At 65.5% G+C, this 24,533-nt stretch carries 25 protein-coding genes and 1 pseudogene; 14 read left to right on the top strand and 12 right to left on the bottom strand.

Features of this window, described 5'->3' with window-relative positions:
- The first annotated feature begins 308 nt into the window (after window positions 1-308).
- The 6 genes and pseudogenes from ACMPH2_RS05970 (at window position 309) to ACMPH2_RS05945 (ending at window position 7,407) form a co-directional block, all read left to right on the top strand.
- Window positions 309-1,916 carry an ABC transporter substrate-binding protein gene (locus ACMPH2_RS05970; protein WP_417118898.1) on the top strand — a complete coding sequence of 536 codons (1,608 nt, stop codon included), beginning with the start codon at window positions 309-311 and terminating at the stop codon, window positions 1,914-1,916.
- Window positions 1,917-2,092: 176 nt separating this feature from the next.
- Window positions 2,093-3,109, top strand: coding sequence for an ABC transporter permease (locus ACMPH2_RS05965; protein ID WP_314639142.1), 1,017 nt, complete (start codon window positions 2,093-2,095; stop codon window positions 3,107-3,109).
- Between the two features lie 5 nt (window positions 3,110-3,114).
- The gene (nikC, locus tag ACMPH2_RS05960) at window positions 3,115-4,044 is read left to right on the top strand and encodes a nickel transporter permease (protein ID WP_471752470.1); all 930 of its coding nucleotides are present in this window, start codon (window positions 3,115-3,117) and stop codon (window positions 4,042-4,044) included.
- Between the two features lies 1 nt (window position 4,045).
- Complete coding sequence (locus ACMPH2_RS05955) at window positions 4,046-5,026, top strand: ABC transporter ATP-binding protein (protein ID WP_062530645.1); 981 nt, start codon at window positions 4,046-4,048, stop codon at window positions 5,024-5,026.
- 3 nt (window positions 5,027-5,029) lie between these two features.
- Entirely contained in the window at window positions 5,030-6,196 is a 1,167-nt protein-coding gene (locus ACMPH2_RS05950; protein ID WP_417118896.1) for an ABC transporter ATP-binding protein, read from the top strand.
- 732 nt (window positions 6,197-6,928) lie between these two features.
- Window positions 6,929-7,407, top strand: a pseudogene (locus tag ACMPH2_RS05945) (YaiI/YqxD family protein).
- Window positions 7,408-7,422: 15 nt separating this feature from the next.
- Here ACMPH2_RS05945 and ACMPH2_RS05940 read toward each other — a convergent pair.
- Both ACMPH2_RS05940 and ACMPH2_RS05935 read right to left on the bottom strand, forming a co-directional pair.
- On the bottom strand, window positions 7,423-8,145 hold the full coding sequence (locus tag ACMPH2_RS05940) for a HipA domain-containing protein (RefSeq protein WP_082719518.1): 723 nt from the start codon (window positions 8,143-8,145) through the stop codon (window positions 7,423-7,425).
- A 64-nt stretch (window positions 8,146-8,209) separates the two neighbouring features.
- The gene (locus tag ACMPH2_RS05935; protein ID WP_009278797.1) at window positions 8,210-8,431 is read right to left on the bottom strand and encodes a helix-turn-helix transcriptional regulator; all 222 of its coding nucleotides are present in this window, start codon (window positions 8,429-8,431) and stop codon (window positions 8,210-8,212) included.
- Between the two features lie 303 nt (window positions 8,432-8,734).
- Between ACMPH2_RS05935 and ACMPH2_RS05930 the strand changes: the two genes are divergently transcribed.
- Both ACMPH2_RS05930 and ACMPH2_RS05925 read left to right on the top strand, forming a co-directional pair.
- Window positions 8,735-8,995 (top strand): autorepressor SdpR family transcription factor, encoded by a 261-nt coding sequence (locus ACMPH2_RS05930; protein WP_009278798.1) that lies wholly within the window; start codon window positions 8,735-8,737, stop codon window positions 8,993-8,995.
- Window positions 8,996-9,001: 6 nt separating this feature from the next.
- Complete coding sequence (locus tag ACMPH2_RS05925; protein WP_417118895.1) at window positions 9,002-9,679, top strand: SdpI family protein; 678 nt, start codon at window positions 9,002-9,004, stop codon at window positions 9,677-9,679.
- 166 nt (window positions 9,680-9,845) lie between these two features.
- Here the strand turns inward: ACMPH2_RS05925 and ACMPH2_RS05920 are convergent, their stop codons facing one another.
- Entirely contained in the window at window positions 9,846-10,211 is a 366-nt protein-coding gene (locus ACMPH2_RS05920) for a YbaN family protein (protein ID WP_417118894.1), read from the bottom strand.
- A gap of 415 nt (window positions 10,212-10,626) precedes the next feature.
- On the opposite strand from ACMPH2_RS05920, the gene ACMPH2_RS05915 reads away from it, so the two are divergent.
- The 4 genes from ACMPH2_RS05915 to ACMPH2_RS05900 all read left to right on the top strand — a co-directional run bounded on the left by ACMPH2_RS05915 (window position 10,627) and on the right by ACMPH2_RS05900 (window position 13,167).
- Entirely contained in the window at window positions 10,627-11,025 is a 399-nt protein-coding gene (locus tag ACMPH2_RS05915) for a hypothetical protein (protein ID WP_072500664.1), read from the top strand.
- On the top strand, window positions 11,025-11,519 hold the full coding sequence (locus ACMPH2_RS05910; protein ID WP_417118893.1) for a type II toxin-antitoxin system VapC family toxin: 495 nt from the start codon (window positions 11,025-11,027) through the stop codon (window positions 11,517-11,519). Before ACMPH2_RS05915 ends, ACMPH2_RS05910 begins: the two co-directional genes overlap by 1 nt.
- Window positions 11,520-11,674: 155 nt before the next feature.
- Entirely contained in the window at window positions 11,675-11,902 is a 228-nt protein-coding gene (locus ACMPH2_RS05905; protein ID WP_417118892.1) for a hypothetical protein, read from the top strand.
- Between the two features lie 170 nt (window positions 11,903-12,072).
- Window positions 12,073-13,167: a glycerol dehydrogenase gene (locus ACMPH2_RS05900; RefSeq protein ID WP_314640399.1), complete on the top strand. Its 1,095-nt coding sequence runs from the start codon at window positions 12,073-12,075 to the stop codon at window positions 13,165-13,167.
- A 98-nt stretch (window positions 13,168-13,265) separates the two neighbouring features.
- On the opposite strand, the gene ACMPH2_RS05895 is transcribed toward ACMPH2_RS05900, so the two are convergent.
- The 5 genes from ACMPH2_RS05895 to ACMPH2_RS05875 are packed head-to-tail and all read right to left on the bottom strand — an operon-like array spanning window position 13,266 to window position 19,737.
- The gene (locus ACMPH2_RS05895) at window positions 13,266-15,020 is read right to left on the bottom strand and encodes an ABC transporter ATP-binding protein (protein ID WP_417118891.1); all 1,755 of its coding nucleotides are present in this window, start codon (window positions 15,018-15,020) and stop codon (window positions 13,266-13,268) included.
- The gene (locus ACMPH2_RS05890) at window positions 15,013-16,821 is read right to left on the bottom strand and encodes an ABC transporter ATP-binding protein (RefSeq protein ID WP_072500534.1); all 1,809 of its coding nucleotides are present in this window, start codon (window positions 16,819-16,821) and stop codon (window positions 15,013-15,015) included. The genes ACMPH2_RS05895 and ACMPH2_RS05890 overlap by 8 nt, the downstream gene beginning before the upstream one ends.
- A 2-nt stretch (window positions 16,822-16,823) precedes the next feature.
- Window positions 16,824-17,450 (bottom strand): MptD family putative ECF transporter S component, encoded by a 627-nt coding sequence (locus ACMPH2_RS05885; RefSeq protein WP_417118890.1) that lies wholly within the window; start codon window positions 17,448-17,450, stop codon window positions 16,824-16,826.
- Between the two features lie 26 nt (window positions 17,451-17,476).
- Window positions 17,477-19,018, bottom strand: coding sequence for an ABC transporter ATP-binding protein (locus ACMPH2_RS05880; protein ID WP_417118889.1), 1,542 nt, complete (start codon window positions 19,016-19,018; stop codon window positions 17,477-17,479).
- Entirely contained in the window at window positions 19,015-19,737 is a 723-nt protein-coding gene (locus ACMPH2_RS05875) for an energy-coupling factor transporter transmembrane component T family protein (RefSeq protein WP_083558384.1), read from the bottom strand. The genes ACMPH2_RS05880 and ACMPH2_RS05875 overlap by 4 nt, the downstream gene beginning before the upstream one ends.
- A 185-nt stretch (window positions 19,738-19,922) precedes the next feature.
- Between ACMPH2_RS05875 and ACMPH2_RS05870 the strand changes: the two genes are divergently transcribed.
- A complete protein-coding gene (locus ACMPH2_RS05870) occupies window positions 19,923-20,936 on the top strand; it encodes a helix-turn-helix transcriptional regulator (protein ID WP_062530676.1) in 1,014 nt (337 codons plus the stop codon).
- Window positions 20,937-21,061: 125 nt separating this feature from the next.
- Complete coding sequence (locus ACMPH2_RS05865) at window positions 21,062-21,619, top strand: GNAT family N-acetyltransferase (RefSeq protein ID WP_197414943.1); 558 nt, start codon at window positions 21,062-21,064, stop codon at window positions 21,617-21,619.
- Between the two features lie 88 nt (window positions 21,620-21,707).
- On the opposite strand, the gene ACMPH2_RS05860 is transcribed toward ACMPH2_RS05865, so the two are convergent.
- The 4 genes from ACMPH2_RS05860 to ACMPH2_RS05845 are packed head-to-tail and all read right to left on the bottom strand — an operon-like array spanning window position 21,708 to window position 24,491.
- Window positions 21,708-22,049 (bottom strand): YxeA family protein, encoded by a 342-nt coding sequence (locus ACMPH2_RS05860; RefSeq protein WP_062530677.1) that lies wholly within the window; start codon window positions 22,047-22,049, stop codon window positions 21,708-21,710.
- A gap of 60 nt (window positions 22,050-22,109) precedes the next feature.
- A complete protein-coding gene (locus tag ACMPH2_RS05855) occupies window positions 22,110-22,844 on the bottom strand; it encodes an ABC transporter permease (RefSeq protein WP_417118888.1) in 735 nt (244 codons plus the stop codon).
- A gap of 1 nt (window position 22,845) precedes the next feature.
- The gene (locus ACMPH2_RS05850; RefSeq protein ID WP_417118887.1) at window positions 22,846-23,592 is read right to left on the bottom strand and encodes an ABC transporter permease; all 747 of its coding nucleotides are present in this window, start codon (window positions 23,590-23,592) and stop codon (window positions 22,846-22,848) included.
- Window positions 23,592-24,491, bottom strand: a complete 900-nt coding sequence (locus tag ACMPH2_RS05845; RefSeq protein WP_009278815.1) for an ABC transporter ATP-binding protein — start codon at window positions 24,489-24,491, stop codon at window positions 23,592-23,594. The genes ACMPH2_RS05850 and ACMPH2_RS05845 overlap by 1 nt, the downstream gene beginning before the upstream one ends.
- Between the last annotated feature and the right edge of the window lie 42 nt (window positions 24,492-24,533).

Below are 24,533 nucleotides of genomic sequence, written 5' to 3'. Positions count from 1 at the left end.
ATCGATATCTGAAGAAAATGGTTAGGATTGGAGTTCACAACGCCACGACCCATCGTCCCTCTCGCCGGAGGCCGACCTGCACTGACGAGGGGCCGTGCGTCGGTGGCAGCCGCAAAAAGGACGCAAAGTGTCCAACTGGTTACGTATCAAGAAACTTTTCTTCTCAAAATCGCCATTTTAATCACTCCCTTGCATTTCTGATGCAAACATACGCACAGGCCGCTACGCCGCAGCCACAGCCGCGAGGGGCGGCGGCTCGGTGGGCCAAGACGCCATATCAGGCTTTGTGCATCAGAGAGGGAGTACACATGGCTAGCACCAAGGCACAGATCTCCAGAAGGAACTTCGTCAAGGCCATGGCGGCCGTCAGCGCGGGCAGCGCCTTCGCCCTCGCCGGCTGCGGCAGCCAGCGCGCCGGCGGCTCCTCCAAGTCCGCCAACGGCGACTTCACCATCACCTTCGCCCAGGCCTCCGACCCCCGCGGCCTCGACCCGGCCATGGTCGACGACGGCGAGTCCGCCATGGTCATGGTCCAGGTCTACGAGAACCTCCTGCAGTACGAGGACGACTCCTGCGCCGTCAAGCCAGGCCTCGCCGAGTCCTACGAGGTCTCTGACGACGGCCTCACCTACACCTTCAAGATCCGCACCGGCGTGAAGTACCACGACGGCACCGACTTCAACGCCGCTGCGGCCAAGGCCTCCATCGAGCGCCAGCTCGAGCCCCAGCGTACCGAGGACATGCCCTACGCCGCCTTCACCTTTGGCTCCGAGGCCGACGGCAACGGCATCGCCTCCATCGACGCCCCCGACGACACCACCCTCGTCATCAAGCTGCGCGCCGCCTCCACCGCCTTCCTGGCCAACCTCGCCATGTGCATGGCCTCGCCCATCGTGAGCCCCACCGCCGCCGAGGGCGGCAAGCTCAACGAGAGCCCCGTCGGCACCGGTCCCTACAAGTTCGTGAGCTGGACCAAGAACTCCGACATCAAGCTCGAGCGCAACGAGGACTACTGGGACAAGGACAACGCCGGCAAGGCCAAGAACATCGTCTTCCGCTTCATCGCCGAGAGCGCCTCGCGCGTCACCGCCCTGGCCAACGGCGAGGCCGACATCATCAGCGGCATCGACGAGGCCGTGGTGAGCCAGGTCGAGAACAACGGCGACAAGGTCTACAAGACCGACGGCATGAACATCAACTACCTCGCCTTCAACACCCAGAGCGAGACCTTCAAGACCGCCGACGCCCGCAAGGCCTTTGCCAAGGCAGTCAACGTCCAGGAGCTCGTGGACAGCCTCTACAACGGCTACGCCACCTACGCCAACTCCGTCATGCCCCTGTGGATGGCCCCCTACGACTCCGACATCCAGCAGACCCAATACGACCCAGACGCGGCCAAGTCCGAGCTCGCCGCCCTGGGCATCACCAAGGTCAAGTGCATCACCTACTCGGTGTCGCGTCCCTACAACGGCAAGGGAGGCACCGCGCTCGCAGAGTCCGTCCAGGGCTACCTGAGCAAGGTCGGCGTCGACATGACCATCGACCAGTTCGACTGGACCTCCTACAAGGACGCCGTCCAGGCGGGCAACTACGACGTCTGCTTCTATGGCTGGAACGGCGACAACGGCGACCCCGACAACTTCATGAACCTCCTCTCGGTCGACGACACCGCCATGAACGTCGCACGCTACTCCAACGACGAGTACAAGGCGCTCATCGCCAAGGGCCTCTCGACTCCGGCGGGCTCCGAGCGTGACGACGTCTACCACCAGTGCGAGCAGATCGTGGCCGAGGACCAGGTCTGGCTGCCCATCTCGCACTCTCAGAACCTCCTGGGCCACAAGGCCAACGTCGAGGGCTACGTCTACCACCCGACGGCGGTCGTGTTCCTGAGGAACTGCACCAAGTCTGCCTAGCCCTGGACGGGGGAGAGACGCCCCCATCCAAGGCCGAGGGACATCCCGAGGCAACGCTGCGACTCGGGCCGGACGCGAGCCCGGTCCGAGTCGCGCTTCTGGTGGCGCGCGCGGAGGGGCGCATGTCGCCGGACCCGACAAGAGCGAACAGATGAGAAGAGAGAGGAGGAAGACACGTGCTGAGATATGTGATCAAGCGCGTCCTGCAGGCGATTCCCGTCCTGTTGGGCCTCTCGATCGTGGTCTTCCTGATCATGCGCGTCTTCTCGGCCGACCCTGCCAGCGTCGTGCTCGGCGAGCATGCCACGCAGGAGCAGATGCAGGCCTGGCGAGAGGCGAACGGGCTTACGGCCCCCATCGTGGTGCAGTACCTCAACTTCCTGGGATCGGCCCTCCGCGGCGACCTGGGGACCTCGTACTACACCCACACCTCCGTCACGACCGAGATCATGAGCCGCTTCCCGGCCACCGTCGAGCTTGCCATCGTCGCCATCATCGTGGCGTCCGTGCTCGGCATCGTGCTCGGCGTGCTCGCGGCGGTCCACAAGGGCTCCTTCGTGGACGGCCTCAGCACCTTCGTGGCGCTGGTGGGCGTCTCGATGCCCATCTTCTGGTCCGGCGTGCTCATGATCATCCTCTTCGCCGGCACCCTGCACGTTCTGCCCTCGGGCGGGCGCATCGACCCGCTTCTGGCACCGGTGGGCGGCACGGGCCTCTTCATCCTTGACACGCTGCTCTCCGGCGACTTCGAGGCCCTGGGCAACGCCCTGCAGCACATCGTGCTGCCGGCCCTCGCGCTCTCGCTCTACTCGATGGCCATCATCACGCGCATGACGCGCTCCAGCATGCTCGAGACCCTGGGCGAGGACTACGTCCGCACCGCCCGCGCCAAGGGCCTGCCCAAGGGCAGCGTCGACCGCCATCACGCCTTGCGCAACGCCATGCTGCCGGTCACCACCGTCATCGGCCTGCAGTTCGGCAGCCTCCTGGGCGGCGCCCTCCTCACCGAGACCGTCTTCGCCTGGCCCGGCATCGGCAAGTACGTGGTCGACTCCATCCTGAAGTCCGACTTCCCGGTGGTCCAGGGCACCGTGCTTCTCATCGGCGTGATCTTCGTCGTCATCAACCTGATCGTGGACATCGTGTACGCCTACCTTGACCCGCGCATCAAGTACTCGCAGGAAGAGGGGTGATCTTGGTGGAGAAGACACTCGACTCCGGGCGGGAGCCCATGGGGCCCACGAAGGGCGTCGACGCCGCCAGGCCGCAGAAGGCGGAGTCCATCTGGAAGGACGTCTGGTACTCGCTGAGCCACAACGGCCCGGCCATGGCCAGCCTGGTCTTCATCGGCCTCGTCGTGCTCATAGCCGTCGTCACGGCCATCGCCCCCGGCGTGCTCCCGTACGACCCCTATGAGCAGGACCTGACCCAGTCCTTCGCCGCGCCCAGCGCCGCGCACTGGTTTGGCTGCGACCAGCAGGGCCGCGACATCCTGGCCCGCATGATGGTGGGCGCGCAGGTCTCGCTCACCGTCGGCCTCATCTCGGTCGCGCTGTCGCTCGTGGTGGGCGTCACCCTGGGCGCCATCGCCGGCTACAAGGGCGGCAGGGCCGACACGGTGATCATGCGCCTCATGGACATCATGCTCGCCGTGCCCTCGATCCTCCTGGCCATCACCTTCATGGCGGCGCTCGGCAAGGGCATCGACAAGGCGGTCATCGCCATCGGCCTGGTGTCCATCCCCGAGTACGCGCGCATCGTGCGCAGCCAGGTCCTCGCGGTCAAGGCAAACGACTACGTCAGCGCCGCCCGCGTCATAGGCGACTCCGACGCCAAGATCATCTTCCGTCACATCCTGCCCAACGTGGCTCCCTCGATCATCGTCCGTGCCACCTTGGGCATCTCGGGCGCCATCCTCGACGCCGCCGCCCTGGGCTTCCTGGGGCTCGGCGTCCAGCCACCCCAGGCCGAGTGGGGCGACATGCTGGGCCGCGGCCGCGACTACATCTTCCAGGCTCCCCACGTCATGATCTTCCCGGGCCTCGCCATCACCCTCACCGTCCTCGCGTTCAACCTGCTGGGAGACGGCATCCGCGACGCCTTCGACCCCAAGAGCAGGAGGCGCTAGCATGGCACTTCTCGAAGTGAGGGACCTCGTCACCGAGTTCCCCACCCGCAAGGGCACCGTCCGTGCCGTGGACGGCGTGAGCTTCTCCATAGACCGCGGAGAGATACTGGCCGTGGTGGGCGAGTCCGGCTCCGGCAAGAGCGTGACCTCCCTCAGTATCATGGGGCTCCTGCAGAAGCCGGGACACGTGGCCTCCGGCAGCATCAGCTTCGACGGCACCGACCTCCTGTCACTCAGCGACAAGGAGATGGAGCAGGTCCGAGGCCAGAGGATCTCGATGATCTTCCAGGAGCCCATGACCTCGCTCAATCCCGTCTACCGCGTGGGCGACCAGATCGTCGAGGCCATCCAGACGCACACGCCCATGAAGAAGGACCAGGCCTGGGAGCGTGCGGTCGAGATGCTGCGCGTGGTGGGCATCCCCTCTCCCGCGGACCGCGCTCGCGACTACCCGCACCAGATGTCGGGCGGCATGCGCCAGCGCGTCATGATCGCCATGGCGCTGGCCTGCAACCCCCAGCTGCTCATCGCCGACGAGCCCACCACGGCCCTCGACGTGACCATCCAGGCGCAGATTCTTGATCTCATCTACCAGCTGCGCGACGAGTTCGACATGGCCGTGCTCTTCATCACCCACGACCTGGGAGTCGTCTCGGAGGTGGCCGACCGCGTGGTGGTCATGTACTGCGGCGAGGTGGTCGAGGAGGCGGAGAAGGTCGCGTTGTTTGAGAGGCCCCTGCACCCCTACACGCTGGGCCTCCTGAACTCGATTCCGCGCCTCGAGGACGACGACTCCAAGCGCCTCTACACCATCAAGGGCACCGTGCCCAACCCGCTGGACATGCCCTCGGGCTGCCCGTTCTCGGACCGCTGCGACCGCTGCATGGAGCGCTGCCGCCGCGAGCGCCCCGAGCTCAGGCCCTACCCCGGCGACCCCAGCCGCAGCGTCCGCTGCTTCCTGTACGAAGAGGGGGAGGAGTAGCCCATGGCAGACCCCAAGAGCGATCCCACGCGCGACGACGTCCTGGTGGAGGTCAAGAACCTCTCGAAGAGCTTCGTAGCCGAGACCAACTTCTTCGGGCGTCCCACCTCCTACGTGCGCGCGGTCGAGGACGTGTCGTTCAAGATCCACCGCGGCGAGGCCTTCGGCCTGGTGGGCGAGTCGGGCTGCGGCAAGACCACCATCGGCAAGATGCTGGTGGGCCTGCTCAAGCCCTCCGGCGGCAGAATCTACTTCGAGGGCGAGGACATCACCGACGCCAGCAAGCAGCGCCGTCGCGAGCTCTGCCGCGACATCCAGCTGATCTTCCAGGACCCCTACGCCTCGCTCAACCCGCGCATGACCGTCGAGCAGATCGTGAGCGAGCCCATCGTCACCAACGGCATCCTGCCCGCGGAGGCCATCGACGCCCGCGTGGACGAGCTGCTCGAGCGCGTGGGCATCAGACCCGACCTCAAGAGGCGCTATCCCCATGAGTTCAGCGGCGGCCAGCGCCAGCGCGTGGGCATCGCGCGCGCCCTGGCCGTGAATCCCAAGCTCATCGTCTGCGACGAGCCCGTGAGCGCGCTGGACGTCTCCATCCAGGCGCAGGTGCTCAACCTCCTGGACGACCTCAAGGAGGACCTGGGACTCACCTACCTCTTCATCGCGCACGGCCTCAACGTGGTCAAGCACGTATCCGACCGTGTGGGCGTGATGTACCTGGGCAAGCTCATGGAGGTCGCCCAGAAGAACGACCTCTACCACGAGCCGCTCTGCCCCTACACGCAGGCGCTGCTCTCAGCCATCCCGTCGCCCGACCCGCACCTCTCGCGCAAGCGCATCATCCTGCAGGGAGACGTGCCCAGCCCCATCGACCCGCCGGCGGGCTGCCGCTTCGCGAGCCGCTGCTTCGCCAAGGTGGGAGCCTGTGACGTCGCTGCGCCGGAGCTTCGCGAGGTCGTTGCGGGGCACCGCTGCGCCTGCCACCGCTACGACAACATGCCCGAGGCCGACGTGCGCAGGACCGCGCGCAAGATCCAGTACGAGGCGGCGCGCCCCACCTACGGCATGGGCGGCGCGGATGCCAACGCCGACCCGGTCTCGTTCGATCCGGACACTCCGGAGGAGGCGGCCGCCAAGGGAGAGAAGCTCCCGGAGAGGTGGCTGTAGGTCGCTGCCGGGGCGCCCTTGGCCGGAGTGTGGATGGGTGACGAGGTGATTAGTGCGGGCGGGCTGGCGATGTGCCGGCCCGCCCGTTTTGTGCGTGGGCGCGTGCGGCTGGTGGCGACGTTGGGCGCGTGCGTGCGGCTGCCGACAGCGCCCGGCGCGTCTCTCGCCCGCGACAACGTCCAATACGCGCGTTGTTTCGCCGAAAGCGTCCAACGCGCCTAATGGTCTGACGTTTTCCCAGTTGGCGCGCCACGTCCAGACGCGTTTGGCGTTCTCACGTGTCACCCAGACGCGTGCGACGTACTGGCGTGTCGTTCAGACGTATTGGACGTTCTTGCTTGTCATTCAGACGCGTTGGACGCACTCGTGTCGACCAGTTACTCCGGCGTGTTCTTTACTCGGGCGAATCGAAGCATCGTGGCTTTGATGCGGGCGATAAAGAACACGCCGCCGCAGCTCATGTGGGCAAATGCAGCGGTCGGCGTTCTTTTCTCGCCTTGGATGGCGAGATTTCGTCGCTGAGAGCCAGTAGGGAACACGACGCCCGCAAGCAAAGCCAGCAAAGAACGCGCCACCCGCAGGTCGCCGCACCATGCGATGTGCCGCGTTCTTTACTGCTAAGGTTTTCTCTCGTTGGGGAAACTCCCACCAGTAAAGAACGGCCCGACGGCACGCCACCCCGCAACGGCCCGACGGCACGCCCATCCCGCACGCCCAGGCGAGAGGAGCCGCATGACCACGCTGTACATCGATGCGGACGCGTGTCCCATGACGGCCGACGCTCTTGTCGTGGCGCGCAGGCGCGGCGTGCCCGTGGTAATCGCCGGCAACAGCACGCAGAACCTGGAGCGACATGTCAGGCGAGACGACCCCCGCGACGTCGCTCACGCCCGTCGCGGCTTCTGGGTGGACGTGCTCGCGGTCTCCGTCGGGGCGGACAGTGCGGACTTCGCCATTACGGAGCGCTTGGAGCCGGGGGACGTTGTGGTGACCCAGGACATCGGCCTGGCGGCGATGGTCCTGGGCAGGGGCGCCCCGCCATCGGGGTGCGCGGTCGCGTGTTCGACAGGGCGACCATAGACATGGAGCTCTTCATCCGGTACGAGAAGAAGAAGGTCTGCCGTGCGGGTGGCCGTACCAAGGGACCGGCGGCCTTCGCTTCGGAGGACCGTGCGCGCTTCCGCCACAACCTGGAGGGTCTGCTGGAGTAGGAAACCACATCCACGTTATCGTTGCGCGAAGCTCTCCAATGTCGCCTTCCTGGGAAGCATGTCTGCGATCAGATTCTCGGCGTCGTAGGCGAGCGCTTCGAACCCTGTTCGGGCCTGCCTTTCTCCCTCTTCGTCAATGCTTCGAGGAAGTGCATCGCACAGTTCCCTGGCAGTGCGGCGTAGGAGCTCTTCGCTGATGCCAAGCTCGTTCGCCAGTTCCACGAAGTCCTCGGGTATGACCTCGTCGATTATGCCGTGGCGTCCGATTCGCATCCCCATCTGCCTGCTGAAGCGATCGAAGAGCGTGGTCGGAACGATGTCATAGGCCGGAGCGAGCCTTGTCCATGCCCCCTCGTGCATGAGCGAGAGGTTTTTGAGGTGGTTGTCGCAGTTTCCTACCAGATAGTTGAGCAGCATGATGCGGGCAAGGCCCTGTATGTCCCTAAGCGGCTGAGAGGAGTGATTCCGCAGCAGGTGCGCTATGGCGCTCGCACTGCTTGGGTCAAGCTCCGCATACTTTGACCCGGGATAGATTCCCAGCGACTGGGCGAGGTCTTCTTGGTGGAGCCTTCGCACCGCCAGCCTTCCGTCCTCGAGGACCGTTGTCTGTCGATCAAACCGCTCGACGCAGATGGCGAGTCGGCCTCTTCCCAAGGCGATGAGCTCGACCTTGGGTACAATCGGCGAGGTATGGGCGTGAGTATTCGAGTTGTCGCGTGCTGAGGTCGATTTCTCCAACTACCAGGGTGCTCGATCCGCCATGGCGCAGAATCCGGAGCTTATTTCCATGTGTTGGCATGACTTACCCCCTCGTCCGCGCGAACAGGTCGATGCCGAGCATGCGGGCGACTTGGGTCACCTTGTCGAACTCCGAGCTGCCCTTGCCGCGCTCGAGCTTCGAGACGAAGGTGATTCCCACGCCCGAGCCCTCGGCGAGCTCGGCCTGGGTGAAGCCCTGCTCCTTGCGCGTGGACCTTATGAGGGCGCCGAGGTCCCTTGCGTTGGTGACGCGCGTCTCTGGCATCGCCGCTCCTCTCGAATGCGCTCGCATCAATTATAACGAAAGCTAATAGATTTTGTGCGTTCGCATCAATTCAGGCGAGAAGAGCTGAATTTAGTGCGTACGCATTGATTCTCGTCTGCCCAGACGACGATGTTCCCAGGAGTTCCAGGACGCCGCAACGCCTTTTCGTGCCACTTACGCATTCGTGCCATTCACGCCCTCGTGCGACTTGCGTTCCCGCTTGACTTCGGGCCGCGTCGCGCGCATACTCTCGTCCAGTAATTAGTCATTTGGATAAATATCAAAACGAGGAGGTAAGAGCCAATGGCGGGGGAGGCATTCAAGGCGCTTTCGGACCCGACGCGGCGGCGCATCCTCGAGCTCCTGCGTGCGGGTGACCTCAGCGCGGGGCAGATTGCCGAGCAGTTCGACATCTCGAAGCCCTCGATCAGCAACCACCTGGGCATCCTGCGCTCGGCGGGCCTGGTGAGCTCGGAGCGACAGGGCCAGAGCATCGTCTATCACCTCAACATGACTGTGCTGCAAGAGGTCATGGAGTGGTTCTACTCGTTTGGAGAGAGGTAGGTCGCAATGGCGGTCAAGAGGCATTCGCGGCGCTTCGTCTATGTGCTGGCTGCGGTCGCGCTCGTCAACTTCGTGGCGCATCTGCTGGTGTATCCCAGCCTTCCGGAGCAGGTCCCCACGCACTGGGGCGCATCCGGCGCGGCCGACGGCTATGGGCCCAGGTACATGGCGCTCGTACTGGCGGCGCTGCCGTTCCTGTTCCTGCTGCTGTTCCGCGTGATACCGTCCATCGACCCACGTCGGGAGGGCTATGAGCGCTCCTGGGGCGTGTGGCGTGGCTTCGTCTGCGGGTTCAGCCTGTACATGATGGCGTTCAGCTGGGTCACCGAGGCGACGGTCTTCGGGCTCATCCCCGAGGGGAGCGGCCTGGTCGGGAGCCTGACCTTCGCGGGGCTGGGCGTCCTGTTCGTGGCCCTGGGCAACTACATGCCGCGCGTGCGCCAGAACTACACCTTCGGTGTGAAGACCCCCTGGGCGCTGGCAGACGAGCACAACTGGGACCGCACCCAGCGCATGGGCGGCATCGTCAGCGTGGTGTGGGGCGCGGCGATGCTCGCGTTGGCTCTGTTCGCGGGAGCGCTTGGCGGCGAGCTGCTCGTTGGTCTCCTCGTCGCGCTGATCCTGGGAGGCACGGCCTGGCTGTACCTGTACTCGTACCTGGTGTTCGTGGGGAGGCTGCGGTAGGGGAGGCGGGCAGGGGAGAGGGTCCTGGTCGCGTTGACTGGCGACCACGTCGGAACCGAATCGTTCAGAACTCGCCTGAGAGCGCACGATCCTGCAATCTCGGGCGAGTTCTGAACGACGCCCTTGCCTGCGACCCCGCCCGGAGGAGTGGCGGGGCCAGCCCCACCTACTCCTCGGGCAGGCTCCTGACCACTCCCATGAAGTAGACGACGTGCCCCAACCAGATGACGCCCAGGACCACGCGGGCCCAGAGCGAGTGCATCATGACGAAGCCGATGCCCATGAGCAGCGTGACCATCGCCATGACGCGCAGCTTGGCGGCCCGCTTCATGCCCCTCTCCTGCACGTAGCTCCGGAGGTTCTTCTGATAGAAGCCCGTGCCCACGAACCAGTCGTGCAGCCTCTGCGAGCTGCGCGAGAAGCAGTAGAGGGTCACGAGGAAGAACGGGACGCTCGGCAGGATGGGTAGGACGACCCCCAGCGTCCCCAGGGCGAGCGTGACGCATCCGACGGCGATGTAGACGTACCTCATGGGTTCCCCTCTGCGTGTATGCCTTGGCTAACAAAACAGAAGCCTAGTGCATGCGCGTGAGTTCTCCAAATTTGCCTATGCGGGCGACGATGCCGGGCGCCCTGGGTCTGTCCGGGCGTCGCTCGGGCACGGACCGGCGGTTCTCCGGCCTGTTGACATCGCGGGATGCGGTAACTTCGAGGGCAACCAGATAGAGATCACGGTGTAGTCGCGCCGCGATGGGTGAAGTTCGAATCGCCTGCGCATGCACGTTCGTCGTGGTCACATCCGCGCGGGCATGTCCGGCGCGCGACCTTGCGGGCCCTGTTTCTCAGATGTTCCTGACTCCTCGACCAGAGCGCCTGCGCTATACATATGCTATCTTTGCTATACGAGCATTTGTCACAGTGCGAGGTGAGGTGGGAAGGTGGATGTCATGGTGGTCCAGATGAACACTCGCATTGACGCCTTGCTGAAGGAGCGAGGGGACAAGGTCCTCATGAAGGCTGGTCTCACGCCAACCAAGGCGGTCCGAGGCCTGTGGGAGCTCGCCGTGAGACATGAGGAGGAACCGGAGCTGCTGGCAGAGGTTCTTTCTGGTGCGAGCCTCCTGCCTCCCAAGACGGAGGGAAGTGCTTCTTCCGGTGTGGCTGACCGGCTTGCGGCGCTCCACGAAGGATGGGACATCGTTCGCAATTCGGGCCTCTCTGCCAGGGCGGTTGAGTTCTGCCTCTCTGATGCGACCCCGCTTGAGGAGCTACGCGAACGAGCGGCGCGGGAGCGGCTAGGCCATGCTGCCGGCCCGGATGCGGATGCGCCAAAGGTGTCGGAATAATGCAGCGACCCAGCAGGCTCCTCCTTGACACCAACGTTTGGATTAACAACTACCTGGGCAGTCGTCCTGGTCATGACGCGGCGCGAGACCTCATTACCTTTGCCCTCGAGCGCGAGCTGGAGCTGTACTTCTCCGTCTCGTCAGCAGCAGACATCTTCTACCTGCTGAAGACTGAGTTCAAGATTTGCTCTCGCAGGGCGGACGGCGAGCTCACGGAATCTGCGGCGTTCGCGGCAACGAATGCGGCATGGGCGTGCGTCAGGAACATGCGTCAGCTCGCGATGCCGGTGGGGCTCGACGCATCTGACTGCTGGTATGCAGACAAGCTGCAGGTGGTGCACCCTGATTTCGAGGATGACCTCATCATGGCCGCAGCTCAGCGCATTCACGCGAGCTACCTCGTCACAGAGGACAAGGCGCTGATCCAGAACGCGGTGGTGCCCTGCGCCAGCCCGGACCGACTGCTTTCCCTGCTTCAGGCGCTGGAGGCATAGCCTCGGCAAAGCCTGCATGACGGCGGAGCAGTCCAATCCGTCCAAGCGCTCGGGCTTTGACGTGAACTTGCCGGATGGCATTTGTTGACACGAGGCTTTGGGCGAGAATGGATGCCCGCAGGCAAGCGAGAGGACTGGCCCCAAGGAGGACGCGCATGAACATGCCGCAGAAGATGTTCCACGACTTTGTGATGGGCATGGTCAAGGACGAGAGGCGCGACGATGCCGAGCGCCTGATGGAGGAGGGCTTCGCCCGCCAGGACGCGGGAACCTTCGACGCGGCCTACCTCGCCTCCGTGACGCCGACCTACCTGGACGTCGTGAAGGAGGACCAGATGGAGAAGGTCAGGGCGGCAATCGCGAGCTACGCCGCACGCCTCTAGGGGACTCCGCCAGGCAGACGAGGTCCCCTTGTCCAAGCCAGTGAATAAATCCGGGGCATAAAGTTGCCGAACGCGGCAAGTCGCCCGCAATTGTTGCCCTAACATGTATTGCTGCCGGCCGCCGGACGGCGTCGGCGACATCATCCGCCATGACTGAATCGAGGATTGTCATGAAGCGTCTGCGTGCGATGCGTGAGCCTCTGAAGTACGTCCAGGGCAAGGGTGCCCTCCTGAAGTTCCAGGAGGAGATGGGCTACATGGGCAAGCGCTGGCTGTTCGTGTGCTCCAACAGCGGCTACAAGGCCTGCCATGACAAGATCGAGCAGAGCTTCGGCGACGCCGACGACTACCGTCGCTACGAGGTCTTCGGCGGCATCTCCAGCAAGGGCGAGATCGCCAAGATGCAGGCGATCGTCGAGGCAGACAACATCGACGCCGTGGTTGCCGTCGGCGGCGGCTCCGCAGTCGACACCGCCAAGGCGACCGCCTACTACTCTGGCAAGAAGGTCGTCATCATCCCGACCGTCGCCGCGACCGACGCGCCCTGCACCGGCCTCTCCGTCATCTACAACGACGACGGCAGCTTCGACAAGTACCTCTTCTATCCCGAGAACCCCGCCGCTGTCATGGTCGACACCCAGGTCATCGCCGACGCACCCGTGCGCTTCCTCGTGGCGGGCATGGGTGACGCCCTGGGCACCTACTTCGAGGGCCGCGCGTCCATCCGCACCGAGTCCCCGAGCCTCGAGGGCACCGGCATCACCCGCGCGGGCATGGCGCTGGCCAAGCTCTGCTACGAGACCCTGCGCGACTACAGCTCCCAGGCCATCGTTGCCTGCCAGAACCACGTGGTCACCCCTGCCTTCGAGAACGTCGTCGAGGCCTGCGTGTACCTCTCCGGCGTGGGCGCCGACAACGTTAACTGCGCCGCGGCCCACTCCTTCTACAACGGCCTGACCTCGCTGGGCGGCCACAGCGCGCCCCACGGCAACTGCGTCGCCTTCGGCACGCTGGTCCAGCTGGTGCTCGAGGGCGTTCCCGAGGAGGAGTTCGTGGACGTCCAGGACTACTGCCTCGAGGTCGGCCTGCCCACGACCCTGGCCGAGCTGGGCGTGACCACCGACGAGCAGATCTGGAAGATCGCCGAGGCGGCCTGCGTGCCGGGCGAGACCATCCACAACCTCGCCGGCGACGTCACCCCCGACGAGCTGCACGACGCCATTGTCGCGACCGACGCGATGGGCAAGGCCCTCAGGGGAGAGTAGCCCCCTGGTCTGGCGGACGCCAGGCTGACGCTCGTGATGCGGGCCCGGGCACCCTTGGGTGCCCGGGCCCGTTGCTGAACGGACGCGCGCGTAGGCCGTCAGACCAGCTTCCATCGGGCGCTTAGGATGCGCTTGTTCCAGAAGTTCGCATAGGCACCGTCTCGTTCGAGAAGCTCGTCATGAGTCCCCGACTCCTCCACGGTTCCCCGAGCGTTCAGCACGACGATTCGGTCGGCCATCTTGATGGTCTCGAGCTTGTGGGCGACAGCGATCACCGTGGAGGACCTGCGAAGCACCTCGATCGACCGGATGATGTTCGCCTCGTTTTCGGCATCGAGCGCCGACGTCGCCTCGTCAAAGAGGACGATGGGAGCCTGCTTCAGCAGCGCGCGGGCAATCGACACGCGCTGGCGCTCGCCTCCCGAGAGCGCGCGGCCGCCCTCGCCGCAGAGGGTGTCCCATCCCTCGGGCAGGCGCTTGACGATCTCGGTCACGCCCGCCAGGTCGGCGACCCTCTCGAGCTCGTCATCGCTCGCGTCCGGCCGCGCCAGAAGGACGTTGTTGCGCAGCGTGTCATTGAACAGGTACACGTCCTGGAAGACGAAGGAGACGTTCTTGAACAGCTCCTCCGTGGTGAGGTCTCGCACGTCGACGCCGCCGACGCGCATGGCGCCGGCTGCCGTGTCGTAGAAGCGGGCGATGAGCTTTATGACCGTGGTCTTGCCGCAGCCCGAGGGTCCCACGATGGCGAGCATGCCCGATGGTGGAACCGAGAAGCATACGTCGCGGAGCACCGGCTTGCCCGGCACGTACGAGAACGTGACGTGATCGGCGCTGACGCTCGCGTCGTGGGGGAAGGTGCCGGGGACGGCAGGCGTCGGCATCTCGGGAGCGTCCATGACCTCGTCGATGCCGTCCAAGGTCTGGCGTCGCTCCTCCAAGCCGAAGAGCGCCGCCGAGACGTCCGACACCATGGTAGAGAAGCGCAGGGCAACCCCTATGATGACGACTGCCTCGAGTGGGGTGGCGATGCCGCTCACGCACAGGGAGCTTCCCAGCAGGATCATGGCGAACACCAGCGTCTGCTGTCCCATTCCCGAGACCAGGTTGCCCAGCACGCCCCACCAGAGCCCACGTACAGACTTGCGTTGCGCCTCGACAAAGCTGTCGGCGAGCTCCTTGTAGCCTGGCCCCGCATGGCAGGCGCGCAGCGCACCCTGGCACTGGGCGAACTCGACGATTCGGGAGGCGAGGGCCTCCTCTGCGGGAGTCTCGTCCGCGTAGCAGTTCTCTATGCACTTCTGTCCGAGCTTGAGCAGGATGAAGAGCACGGGAATCGCGATGCTCGCCATGAGGCCGAGCCGCCAGTTCCATGCCCAGGTGCCCAGGCCGAACACCACGCAGGCGCACAGGTTGCGGACGAGCTGGCCGATGAAGTAGGCGACCGCCTGTCCGCTCGACATCATCTCCTGCGTGACGATGCGGCTCAGCCTGCCGGCGCTCGACGCCGAGAACCAGCCCAGGGGCAGGGAGGCGACCTTTGTGCCGATGTGCCTCTGCAGCATGCGCATGTACCCCAGGCCGGCGGTGTATCCGAGCTTGCAGCCCTGGTAGTCGAGGACGCAGGAGAGGGCCGCCAGCGCCGCTAGGACGATCATCCATGCCGCGAAGCCGAGGCCCCACTGCGCCTTCGCCGTCTGGAGGGCTATCGCCGCCGGCATCATCGTGCACAATGCCAGTCCCGTGAAGACGCCTGCCGCAGCGTAGGCCACCGTGCCACGCCTGTTCATGGCGGCATCGGCGTCGGTCATGTACCGGCGGAATCGGCGCAGAAGGCTCCGGTTTCTACTCATGGCAATCCCCCTGCCCCTCTTTCGCGCTGGAAGTCGGGGCGAACCCGCCCTGAGCCAGCAGCGCCCGGTAGTGGTCGTTGTCGAGCAGGGTCTCGTGCGTGCCCAAGGCCGCGATCCTGCCCTCCTCCATGACGGCTATCTGATGGGCTCCCACCACGGAGTTCAGGCGATGGGCAATCACCAGGACCGTGCGCCCCCCGACCAGGCCGCCGAGGGCCCGCTGTATCTCGACCTCCGAGTCGGGGTCGGCGAAGGCCGTGGCCTCGTCCATGACCAGGACCGGCGCATCTGCGAGGATCGCGCGTGCGATGGACAGGCGCTGCGCCTCTCCGCCCGAAAGCTCGCAGTCGGTGCCGATGACGCTGTCATAGCCCTTGGGAAGCGACATGACGAAGTCGTCTATCTGGGCGGCCCTGGCAGCGTCCCGTATCTGCTCCAGGCTCGCCTCTGGCCTTGGGAGGGAGACGTTGCGCGCGATGCTCGCATTGAGCAGCATCGCATCCTGCAGCACGAACGATACGTTGCGATACAGCACGTCTGGCGAAAGGGATCGCAGGTCAACGCCGCCGAGCTCTATGGAGCCCTGGGAGGGGTCGTCGAATCGGGCGACCAGCGTCGCCAGCGTCGACTTCCCCGACCCGGAGGGGCCGATGAGCGCGGTCACCGTTCCTGGCTCGAGCGTGAGGTCGACGCCCCTGAGCGCCTGGGTCTCGCCATAGGAGTACGAGACGTCCCTGATGACGACCCGGGGCCTTCCGTCGGGCTCATGGGGATGCTCCGGCTCCTCGAGCGGCGGCGTGTCCATCAGCTCGACCAGCCTGACGGCCGCAGAGCCGGCCAGCTGGTACGACCAGGTGATGTTCGCGACGCTCATCATGGCATTCGGAAGGACCAGGGCGATCAGGGTGCATGCGATGATCTGGGGCAGCGTCGCGAGCCCCATCGCATGGAGCAGCGCCCCTCCTCCCAGGTTCACCAGCAGCAGTACCGGGATGGAGACGAACTCGGCGGCGACGGCACAGCGACCGATCATCGGGGCGCACCATTCCCAGTACGAGTCCGCGAACGCCCGCGCGGCTTCGGCGTAGTTGCGGTAGGACTCACCGCTCTTGCCGAACGCCTTGATGACCTTGATTCCCGAGACGAGCTCCACCATGGTTGCCGAGACGTTTGCGAGGTTGTTGTTCATCTCGGCCGTCTTGGGCCCCATGTCCTTCATGGAGGAGCCGTACAGCACGAAGTAGAACGGGAGGGTTGCGATCCCGACAAGGGCCAGGCGCCAGTTCATGACGAACATGAACGCCAGGAGCACCAGGGGAGTCAGGATGCCGTTGAGCATGTCCACCGGCGCGTGGGCGATTACGGTATGGACGGTCTTGGTGTCGTCCTGGACGGCGTTGCGTATCCTGCCCGATCCCGTCCTGCCAAACCAGGCGAGAGGGACGCGGCTGAGGCGCTCGACGATCTTGCGGCGGATGACGAAGCGCAGCCTCATGTCCGCGAAGTGCGTGATGGTGAGGGACAGCAGGTAGAACGTCAGCCTGAGCACGAAGGCCGTCACCAGCAGCATGACGATGTCGCTCACTTGGTCGGCATCGAGCGGACGCACGCCCTGCTGGGCGGCGATGAACGTCTCGCCCAACCGCACCAGGGCGAGGTAGGGGACGAATGCCAGCAGGGCGGACAGGATCGTGAAGAGCTGGGCGAGGACGGTGCGACCCTTGATGTGCGCCGCCAGCAGCTTGATCGCCGCCCGCCCCGCCCTGTCCTGGTCCCGATGCTCCTGCGAGATGTCGGTCATGGCTACCTCACTCCCAGCTGCCTGAAGTGCTTGGCGAACACCTTGGTGCCGATGAAACCGCCGAGCGTCGCGCAGACGACCGTGGCGATGCACGTGACGACCATTCCGGGGCCGTACATGAAGTTGACCATGTTCCGGGAGAATTCCTCCGCCATGCCCGCCTGGACGCATTGGGCGACATACGCGTCGCCACCGATCATGTAGACCAGGGAGATGTGGCCCAGCCAGAACAGGAGGACGAACGCAGGGAAGGACGCCAGGATCCTGCCCCTGCCACGCGTCTTGGGATTGCCCAGGATGAGCTCCGCGGCAAGGCAGCCAACGAGGATCCCCGCCGGCCCCGTCCAGAACATCCCCATCACGAAGCCGAACGCGGCCATGATCGCGCCCATGGCAATCATGGCGCCGCGCTTGGGCACGCGCTGGACGATGTACATCCATGCCATGCCGGTGACCAGGGACGAGGCCGCATGGGCGCTCCAACAAGTGCGGTAGTCGAAGCTGCACACCATGGCGAAGCCCATCGTTATGAAGAACACCAGAACGCCGAACGCCGCGCAGAACACGAGGTCCTTCGCGGTGAGCCGACCCGTGTCCCTTGCCTGTGTACCAATCGTCCTTTCAGCCATGAGCCATTTCCTTTCTGATAGAAGCCTCAGTGGACCGATGAAAAACCGAGCAGCCTTCTTATGCGCCCGAGTGTTTCCGGATTGAGCGGAATCGGCGTCGACGGACGTCCGCCGTCCAGCGAGACGACGGCGTCGCAGACCGAGCAGAGGAACTCGTAGTCGTGAGTGATCACGCAGATCGGAAGGCCATGGCGCTTGAGCCGGCCGATCTGCTTGGCGATGACGTCCATGTTGCGATGGTCGAGCCCGCTGGTCGGCTCGTCCATGACCAGGGCCCGTGCGCCGTATAGCAGTCCTGCGGCGATCGACACGCGCTGTCCCTGCCCGCCGGACAGGGACAGGGGATGCCGCTGGACGAGCTCGGCGAGGCCAAAATCCTCCATCAGCGATTCCATGGAGAACGCCTTGGGGGCATCTCGGTCGAAGCCGCGCCTCTGGGCCTCCTCGAGCTCGCGGGCAACCGTGTGCTCGAAGAGCTGGTAGCCCGGCTCCTGCATGACGAGGTAGATCGATCCAGCGCGCCGAGAGGGTCTGAGCGCCGTTCCAGCGAGCTCGACGGTGCCGGCCGCCTCCCTCTGGATGCCGCACAGGCATCGGGCGAGCGTCGTCTTTCCCGTGCCGTTCGCCCCGACGAGGCCGATGGCCGTTCCGGCGGGGATGGTCAGGTCGCAGTCGTCTATCACCCTTCTGCGGTGGCGATACGACACGCACAGGCCCCTCGTCTCCAGCGCGACGCGACCTTCTCCCCGTCTGTCGCCGACCGATGTCGCGGAGACCTTCTCGCAAGAAGTGGGGCTCGATGCCCGCGCGTCCATCTCCTCGACTCGCCATGCCCTCAGGCCCCACCCCGACCGGGTCTCCCATGGGAGGGCGCCAAAGTCGGCGGCCGACCATGAGCCGGCAATGGCTCCGTCCCGCATGACCACGACGCGGTCGGCAAGGTCGGAGAGCCACCACAGACGGTGCTCGGACACGATGACGGTCTTGCCCATCGCTTTGAGCCTTGCGAGCGCCTGGCCCAGGAGCTCCATGGAAGGCACGTCGAGCGCCGCGGTCGGCTCGTCCAACACGAAGACGTCGGGATGTGTGGCGTACACGGATGCCAGGACCACCATCTGGCGCTGTCCGCCCGAAAGCTCCTCGACCCGGGAATGCAGCAGGTGCCCTATCCCAAACGTCCTCACGCTCTCGTGCACCCGCTCGGCGATCGTCGCGCGCGGAAGACCCTGGTTCTCGCAGCCAAACGCAAGCTCCGCCTCGACGTCGGAGTTCACGAACTGGCTGCGTGGGTTCTGGAACACCGAGCCCACCGTTGCCGCAAGATCGCTCGTGGTCCATTCGGTGACGGGCTTGCCGTCGATGGCGACGCGCCCCCTCATGGTTCCCTGGTAGACCAGCGGGATTAGTCCGTTCATGGCACGGGTCAACGTCGTCTTTCCACAACCGGATTCGCCCGTGAGCACCACGAGCTCGCCTTCGTGGACCTGCAGGTCGATGTCGCGGAGTGCGTCCGACTCGGCACCATCGTAGCGGAAGGAGAACCGCTCGAACGAGACGGCGACGCTCATGGGGCAACCACCCCCAGCCTTGCGAGCACCATGGCCGCGAACAGGGCGTACTCGACCACCAGGAGCAGGACGTCGGCCGCCTGTACGCGCAGGACGTAATACGAGCTGCGCCTCCTCGCGGTGTCCGCACCTCGTGCCACCACCGCGTTTCCCAGCTCGTCGGCGATGATTCCCACCCGTCCGATGACGGGAACCATAAGGCGCTCGACGGTTCTTGCGGGGTGTGCCGCCACGGCCAGTGGGGAAGAGGCCATCCCGCGGACTCTCATTGCCTCGCCCACCGCCCTGAACTCGCGCGCCAGAGTGGGGACGAAGCGCAGCGCAACGCAGAGCGAGACTACGAGCCTGGAGGGGAAGCCCATCTTCTGGAGGGCGCAGGCGAGCTCGCCCGAATGCGTGGTCGCGAGGCAGAGCGCCGCGAACGCGGCGACGGGAAACACGCGCTGGAACATGAGAAACATGCTGGCGGGCGAACTGAGCCATCCCCATCCCGTCATGCCGGGAAGGTGTGCGAGGACGAAGGCCGACGCGTAGGCGACCGCCCACTTCAACGCGGAGGCGGGCTGCCGACATGCCAGCATGAGGAGAAGGACGACGCCCATCGATGCCACCTGGTACCCAAGATGGGGATACAGGGTGACCTCCACGTTCAGTGGAAGCAGGACGAGCAATGCGACGCGTGGGTCAATGCGATGGTGGCGGACGTTCTCCTCCCGCACGTGCCTTTCCTTTCTCGTTCTGACATGTTAGCCTCATCTAACCGAATATAGACAAGGAAGACACGACGGAGAGACCCCTGGGAAGAGTGGATAACTGCACCGAAAACATCCTGCATCTCACCGAAACGAGATTCGCGACCAAGTGGTACCAGAACCTGTCTCCATCGGGAGATGGTGGCTTCGACATGGACCTCGGGGCCGGGCGGGACGACGAGGCAAACCTGGCCAGGATACATGCGGTGTTCGACCCCATGATCGAGACCATCCACGGCATCCACCAGACGCAGGCCATCCGACGGGGGCTAGTGTCTCCCGGACAGGTCCGTCCCTATGGGAACACCTGGATCATCGACCCCGGGCGTGGCTCGGGGGAGTACTGGTACCACGTCATAGACTCCGACATCATCGTGGTCTCGATGAGCGTCTCGCTCCGCGAGCGGGCGGTCATGGACGGGCACTCCACCGATATGGTCGGGCTTGGCTGCTACATGGAGGACATGCCGATGTTCTTCGTCGAGGGGCTCGAACGGCAGAGTCCGTCACTCGTCGGCTATGTCTGGAAGGGGCATCGCTTCCGGCAGGTCGTCGAGGACGGCGCTCGGTTCAGCTCCTGCTCCATCTCGCTTCTGCCGAGCGCGATTCCCCGGCTCGCCCGCATTCTTCGGGTCACGCCCGCGCAGCTCCTGCATTCCGTGACGCTGCTTGACGGCCGGCGTGACATACCCGCCCTCACCGTGGCGCTCGGCGAGCTGGGAAGCGCACGCCTGTGCAGGCTCATGGAGCCCGCGTACTATCGCGCCAAGGTGATCGAGTGCTTCGCACTGCTCGTGAGCGAGACCTCATGCTGCCCGCGTGGGCCTCAGGCCTCGTCGGCTCCGTCAGAGCAGCTTTGTGCGGCCATCCTGGCCTATGCCAAGTCGAACGTGGCGAAGGACCTGTCGACCCGGTCGCTGAGCCAGGCGTTCCACGTCAGCGAGCCCAGCTTGATCTCGACGCTCAAGAAGGTGACTGGCAGGACGCCACAGGAATGCGTGCGAGAGGTGCGCATGGAACATGCCCGAGGGCTGCTGGCCAACACCAGCCTCAGCGTGCGTCAGGTCGCCCGGTTCGTCGGCTACTCCAACCAGGGAGCCTTCTCGGAGGCGTTCAAGGCGGCCACCGGCTGCACGCCCACCTGCTACCGCAGGGACCGGCGATAGGCTCCGGACCTTGGACGGGCTCCAGGTTCTGGGGAAGTCGTAGCAATGGGGAGCTGGACGCCTGGGGCGCGTCATATGATGTAGTGGTCCATGGAATGCTGGCCGGGACGGACGAGGGGATTCCCATGGAGACGAACAGGCTCGTGCTGCGGCGCTGGGAAGACGGGGATGCCGCGGATCTCTACGAGTGCGCCAGGGACCCCGACGTCGGTCCCATCGCGGGCTGGCCCGCGCATGCGAGCGTCGAGGAGAGCCTGCGGGTGATACGTGGCGTTCTCAGGGTGCCGGAGACCTACGCGACCTGTCTCAAGGACACGGGCCGCGCGATAGGCTCCATCTCGCTGAAGCTCAAGGGCAGCACCGACTTGACGGAACGAGACGACGAGTGCGAGCTGGGCTACTGGATCGGCAAGCCGTACTGGGGACAGGGCCTCATGCCGGAGGCCGTCCGCGAGGTCCTGCGGCACGCCTTCGAGGACCTTGGCATGCGATGCGTGTGGGCTGGCTACTACGATGGGAATGACAGGTCGCGACGCGTGCAGGAGAAGTGCGGCTTCCGGCACCAGCGGACGACCGATGAGATCGACGTTCCGCTCATGCACGAGGTTCGCAAGGGCCACGTGAGCAGGCTCACGAGTGACGAGTGGGCGTCCGACCTCGAGGATGGCTCGGCGCCAGCTTAGGGCTGCCCTTCTCCCGCCGCGGCTTTGTCATTCAAAATCTGCGGATACGTCGAATTAGCTCGGTTCAAAATCTGCGGAGATCGGGAAGTCAGCCCAAGAGGTCGCGTGCCGGCTGCGGCAGCTGCTCCGGCTGGACCTCCTCCCACGAGACCACCTCGCGTACGGGCAGGTAGCCGACCTTGAGGTACGCGCCGTCCCTGAGCCGCTTGCCTGCGGTGAAGCTGAGCAGGCGGTGCGAGCCCGTGGCATCATAGGCGTCGAGCGCGTACTCCCAGAGCTCTCCGCCCTCGTCGCTCTTGTCCTGCGCCACCGCGTCGTCCACCCGGACGTACCAGGTGGAGGCGTTGTCGGTGTTCGCCAGGTAGAAGCTTGCGGCCAAGGCTCCCACCACGAGCAGGCTCGCCACGATGGCCACGATTCTCTTTGTCATTGGTCCGGTCCTTTCTCTGCGTGATTCGTTTTTTTGGATGCGCTCGCCAATCTCCTGTGCCTATTCCGACACAGCCGCGGCGCGCGAGACCACCCAGGCGCAGGCAGCGGTTGCCGCGGCGGAGAAGAGGACGCTCGCCGCCACGAAGCTCACGAGCTCGGCGGGCGAGAGGGCGCCGCTCCCGTTGCTGTTCGACGCCAGCTGCATGAGCGCCCAGGGCCACCACAGGCCCCAGCCCTTGGCCGTGAGCAGGAGGCCCATGACGGCGCCGCCGAGCGCCACTCCCACGGGGGCCGCGAAGCTGCGCACGAGCGATGACACGAGCAGCTGCACCGCCACGACCGCCACGCCACCCATCCATGAGAGCAGCAGGTAAACGACGTAGTTGGCAGACGGGAGACCCGCGATTCCCACCGCCTTGCCGCAGGCCACGAACAACGCCCCCGTCACGGCGAGCGCGACGCCCAGCATGCCCGCGCCCACCACGAGCTTCGCGACGACGACGCGCCACGTGGCGACGGGGCTCGCGAGCACCTGATTCCAGTTGCTCCCCGCATGCTCGAGCCCCATGAGCCACGAGCAGCCCGCGCCCACGAGCGCGGGCAGGAAGAAGCAGAGCTCGAAGAGGGTGTGCTGCGCCCAGAGGTTCTCCCAGCCGGGTGTGAGCACCCCCAGGTTCTGCTGGTAGTTGAAGGTGCCTATCGTCGCCGCGATGAGGGGCAGCACCGCGTAGGCGATCCAGATGGGCGCGCGGCGCAGCTTGTCGACCTCCGCGCGCAGGGGTTGCGTCCTCATGCTAGAGCTCCTTTCTCGAGAACCAGGCGGCGGAGACGGCGATTACCGCTGCGCAGATGGCGGCAAGCAGGGCCGCGTCCCCCCAGGCGAAGGGCACGGTGTAGAAGGACGTCACATGCGTGACGCTGTCCCAGTCCATGCGCACGCACGAGAGCAGGCCAAAGTAGCCGCTGGGTACGAGGCGTTGGACGGCGGGTGGGAAGAAGAGGCTGAACAGGCCCGCGAGCGAGAGGGAGAGGCCCAGCGCAAGCGAGGCGAACTGGTTCTCCCAGCGCAGGGCGACTGCCTGCACGACGGCGGCCACCGTGAAGGTGGGGCCAATCTGGCAGGCGGCGAAGGCCGCGAGCCCTGCGATTCCCAGCTGGTCGGCGAAGCTCTTGTACGATGCCAACATGGCGAGTCCTGCGGTCTCCAGCATGACCGTGGCCGTGATGAGCACGAGGCTGCAGGCGAGCTTCGCGGCGAAGAGCGAGCCGGGACGCTGCAGGCACAGGAGCTCCTTCAGGGCCTGGGCCTCGTGGTCGGTCTCGCACAGGCGCGACGAGACGACTGCCGCGAACAGGGTCAGGACGATGGCGTTCACGAGAGGAGTCATGTAGAGCAGGGACGCCGTCCCGTCCGGCGCTCCCTGGGCGGCGCGTGCGGCGTCGGTCGCCACCCACATGAGGCAGAGCGCGGCGACGCCCAGGCAGATGAGCCACACGTTCTTGCGCCTGAGCTTCGCGAACTCGAGCGAGAGAGCCCTCATCACAGCCCCCGTCCCTCGGTGAGCGCGAGGAAGAGGTCCTCGATGCTCTCGCTGCGCTCCTCGATCCGCACGACGCCGATGCCGGCGCGCGCGAGCGCGAGGGAGGAGTGTGCCACCGCCTCGTCCCCGGCGAAGGGCGCGAGCAGCCAGCCGTCCTGTGCGCTGGCCCCCAACAGTGCGGCAGCGCGTGCGTCGTCGGTCGTGCGGAAGGCAAGCTGTCGCCGGGCGCGTGCACGCAGCCTCTCGAGGGGGCCCTGCCACACCATCTGGCCCCGGCTGATGATGCCCAGATGGTCGGCCATCTGCTCGACCTCCGCGAGCAGATGGCTCGAGACCAGGACCGTGGTGCCGTGCGTCTGGGGCAGCGCTCGCACGAGCGCGCGCATCTCGTGGATGCCCTCGGGGTCGAGGCCGTTGGTGGGTTCGTCGAGCAGCACGAGCCGGGGGTTGCCGAGCAATGCGGCCGCGAGTCCCAGACGCTGCTTCATGCCCAGCGAGAACTGGCCCGCGAGCTTCTTCCCCGTGTTGGCCAGGCCCACCGTCTCGAGGGCCTCGTCGATCGCGGAGGCGGGGAGCCCCTTGAGCCTGCGGACGACGTCGAGGTTCTCGCGGGCCGTGAGGTGCCTGTAGCAGCTCGGGCTCTCGATGAGCGAGCCCACGTGCGCGAGGACCTCCAGGCGGCTCTTTCTCTCCATGTGCTCGCCCAGCACGTCCACCCTGCCGTCCGTGGGGCGCACGAGGCCCAGGATCATCTTCATGGTGGTGGACTTCCCGGCCCCGTTGGGCCCGAGGAACCCGTACACCGACCCCTCCGGCACCCTGAGCTTGACGTTGTCCACGACGCGCACGCCGCCATACGACTTGGTGAGCCCGCTCGTGGCGATTGCCAGTTCGGCCATCTTCTCTCCCTTCTCGGCTGTGCTCCGCGCGATGCGAGAGCC

Origin of the sequence: Olsenella phocaeensis (assembly GCF_048189965.1) — a bacterium.
GTDB lineage: Bacteria > Actinomycetota > Coriobacteriia > Coriobacteriales > Atopobiaceae > Olsenella_I > Olsenella_I phocaeensis.
The sequence above is the reverse complement of the archived record's forward strand: the minus strand, read 5'-3'. Positions and strand labels throughout refer to the sequence as shown.

Excerpts from the sequence above, each read along its gene's own strand:
- ACMPH2_RS05855 (WP_417118888.1), bottom strand. The coding sequence starts at position 22,844 with ATGAGGACGCAACCCCTGCGCGCGGAGGTCGACAAGCTGCGCCGCGCG.
- ACMPH2_RS05915 (WP_072500664.1), top strand. The coding sequence starts at position 10,627 with ATGGTGGTCCAGATGAACACTCGCATTGACGCCTTGCTGAAGGAGCGA.
- ACMPH2_RS05970 (WP_417118898.1), top strand. The coding sequence starts at position 309 with ATGGCTAGCACCAAGGCACAGATCTCCAGAAGGAACTTCGTCAAGGCC.
- ACMPH2_RS05865 (WP_197414943.1), top strand. The coding sequence starts at position 21,062 with ATGGAGACGAACAGGCTCGTGCTGCGGCGCTGGGAAGACGGGGATGCC.
- ACMPH2_RS05885 (WP_417118890.1), bottom strand. The coding sequence starts at position 17,450 with ATGGCTGAAAGGACGATTGGTACACAGGCAAGGGACACGGGTCGGCTC.
- ACMPH2_RS05910 (WP_417118893.1), top strand. The coding sequence starts at position 11,025 with ATGCAGCGACCCAGCAGGCTCCTCCTTGACACCAACGTTTGGATTAAC.
- ACMPH2_RS05900 (WP_314640399.1), top strand. The coding sequence starts at position 12,073 with ATGAAGCGTCTGCGTGCGATGCGTGAGCCTCTGAAGTACGTCCAGGGC.
- ACMPH2_RS05930 (WP_009278798.1), top strand. The coding sequence starts at position 8,735 with ATGGCGGGGGAGGCATTCAAGGCGCTTTCGGACCCGACGCGGCGGCGC.
- ACMPH2_RS05895 (WP_417118891.1), bottom strand. The coding sequence starts at position 15,020 with ATGAGTAGAAACCGGAGCCTTCTGCGCCGATTCCGCCGGTACATGACC.
- ACMPH2_RS05845 (WP_009278815.1), bottom strand. The coding sequence starts at position 24,491 with ATGGCCGAACTGGCAATCGCCACGAGCGGGCTCACCAAGTCGTATGGC.
- ACMPH2_RS05870 (WP_062530676.1), top strand. The coding sequence starts at position 19,923 with ATGGACCTCGGGGCCGGGCGGGACGACGAGGCAAACCTGGCCAGGATA.
- ACMPH2_RS05925 (WP_417118895.1), top strand. The coding sequence starts at position 9,002 with ATGGCGGTCAAGAGGCATTCGCGGCGCTTCGTCTATGTGCTGGCTGCG.
- ACMPH2_RS05880 (WP_417118889.1), bottom strand. The coding sequence starts at position 19,018 with ATGAGCGTCGCCGTCTCGTTCGAGCGGTTCTCCTTCCGCTACGATGGT.
- ACMPH2_RS05955 (WP_062530645.1), top strand. The coding sequence starts at position 4,046 with ATGGCACTTCTCGAAGTGAGGGACCTCGTCACCGAGTTCCCCACCCGC.
- ACMPH2_RS05890 (WP_072500534.1), bottom strand. The coding sequence starts at position 16,821 with ATGACCGACATCTCGCAGGAGCATCGGGACCAGGACAGGGCGGGGCGG.
- ACMPH2_RS05860 (WP_062530677.1), bottom strand. The coding sequence starts at position 22,049 with ATGACAAAGAGAATCGTGGCCATCGTGGCGAGCCTGCTCGTGGTGGGA.
- ACMPH2_RS05935 (WP_009278797.1), bottom strand. The coding sequence starts at position 8,431 with ATGCCAGAGACGCGCGTCACCAACGCAAGGGACCTCGGCGCCCTCATA.
- ACMPH2_RS05920 (WP_417118894.1), bottom strand. The coding sequence starts at position 10,211 with ATGAGGTACGTCTACATCGCCGTCGGATGCGTCACGCTCGCCCTGGGG.
- ACMPH2_RS05905 (WP_417118892.1), top strand. The coding sequence starts at position 11,675 with ATGAACATGCCGCAGAAGATGTTCCACGACTTTGTGATGGGCATGGTC.
- ACMPH2_RS05950 (WP_417118896.1), top strand. The coding sequence starts at position 5,030 with ATGGCAGACCCCAAGAGCGATCCCACGCGCGACGACGTCCTGGTGGAG.
- ACMPH2_RS05850 (WP_417118887.1), bottom strand. The coding sequence starts at position 23,592 with ATGAGGGCTCTCTCGCTCGAGTTCGCGAAGCTCAGGCGCAAGAACGTG.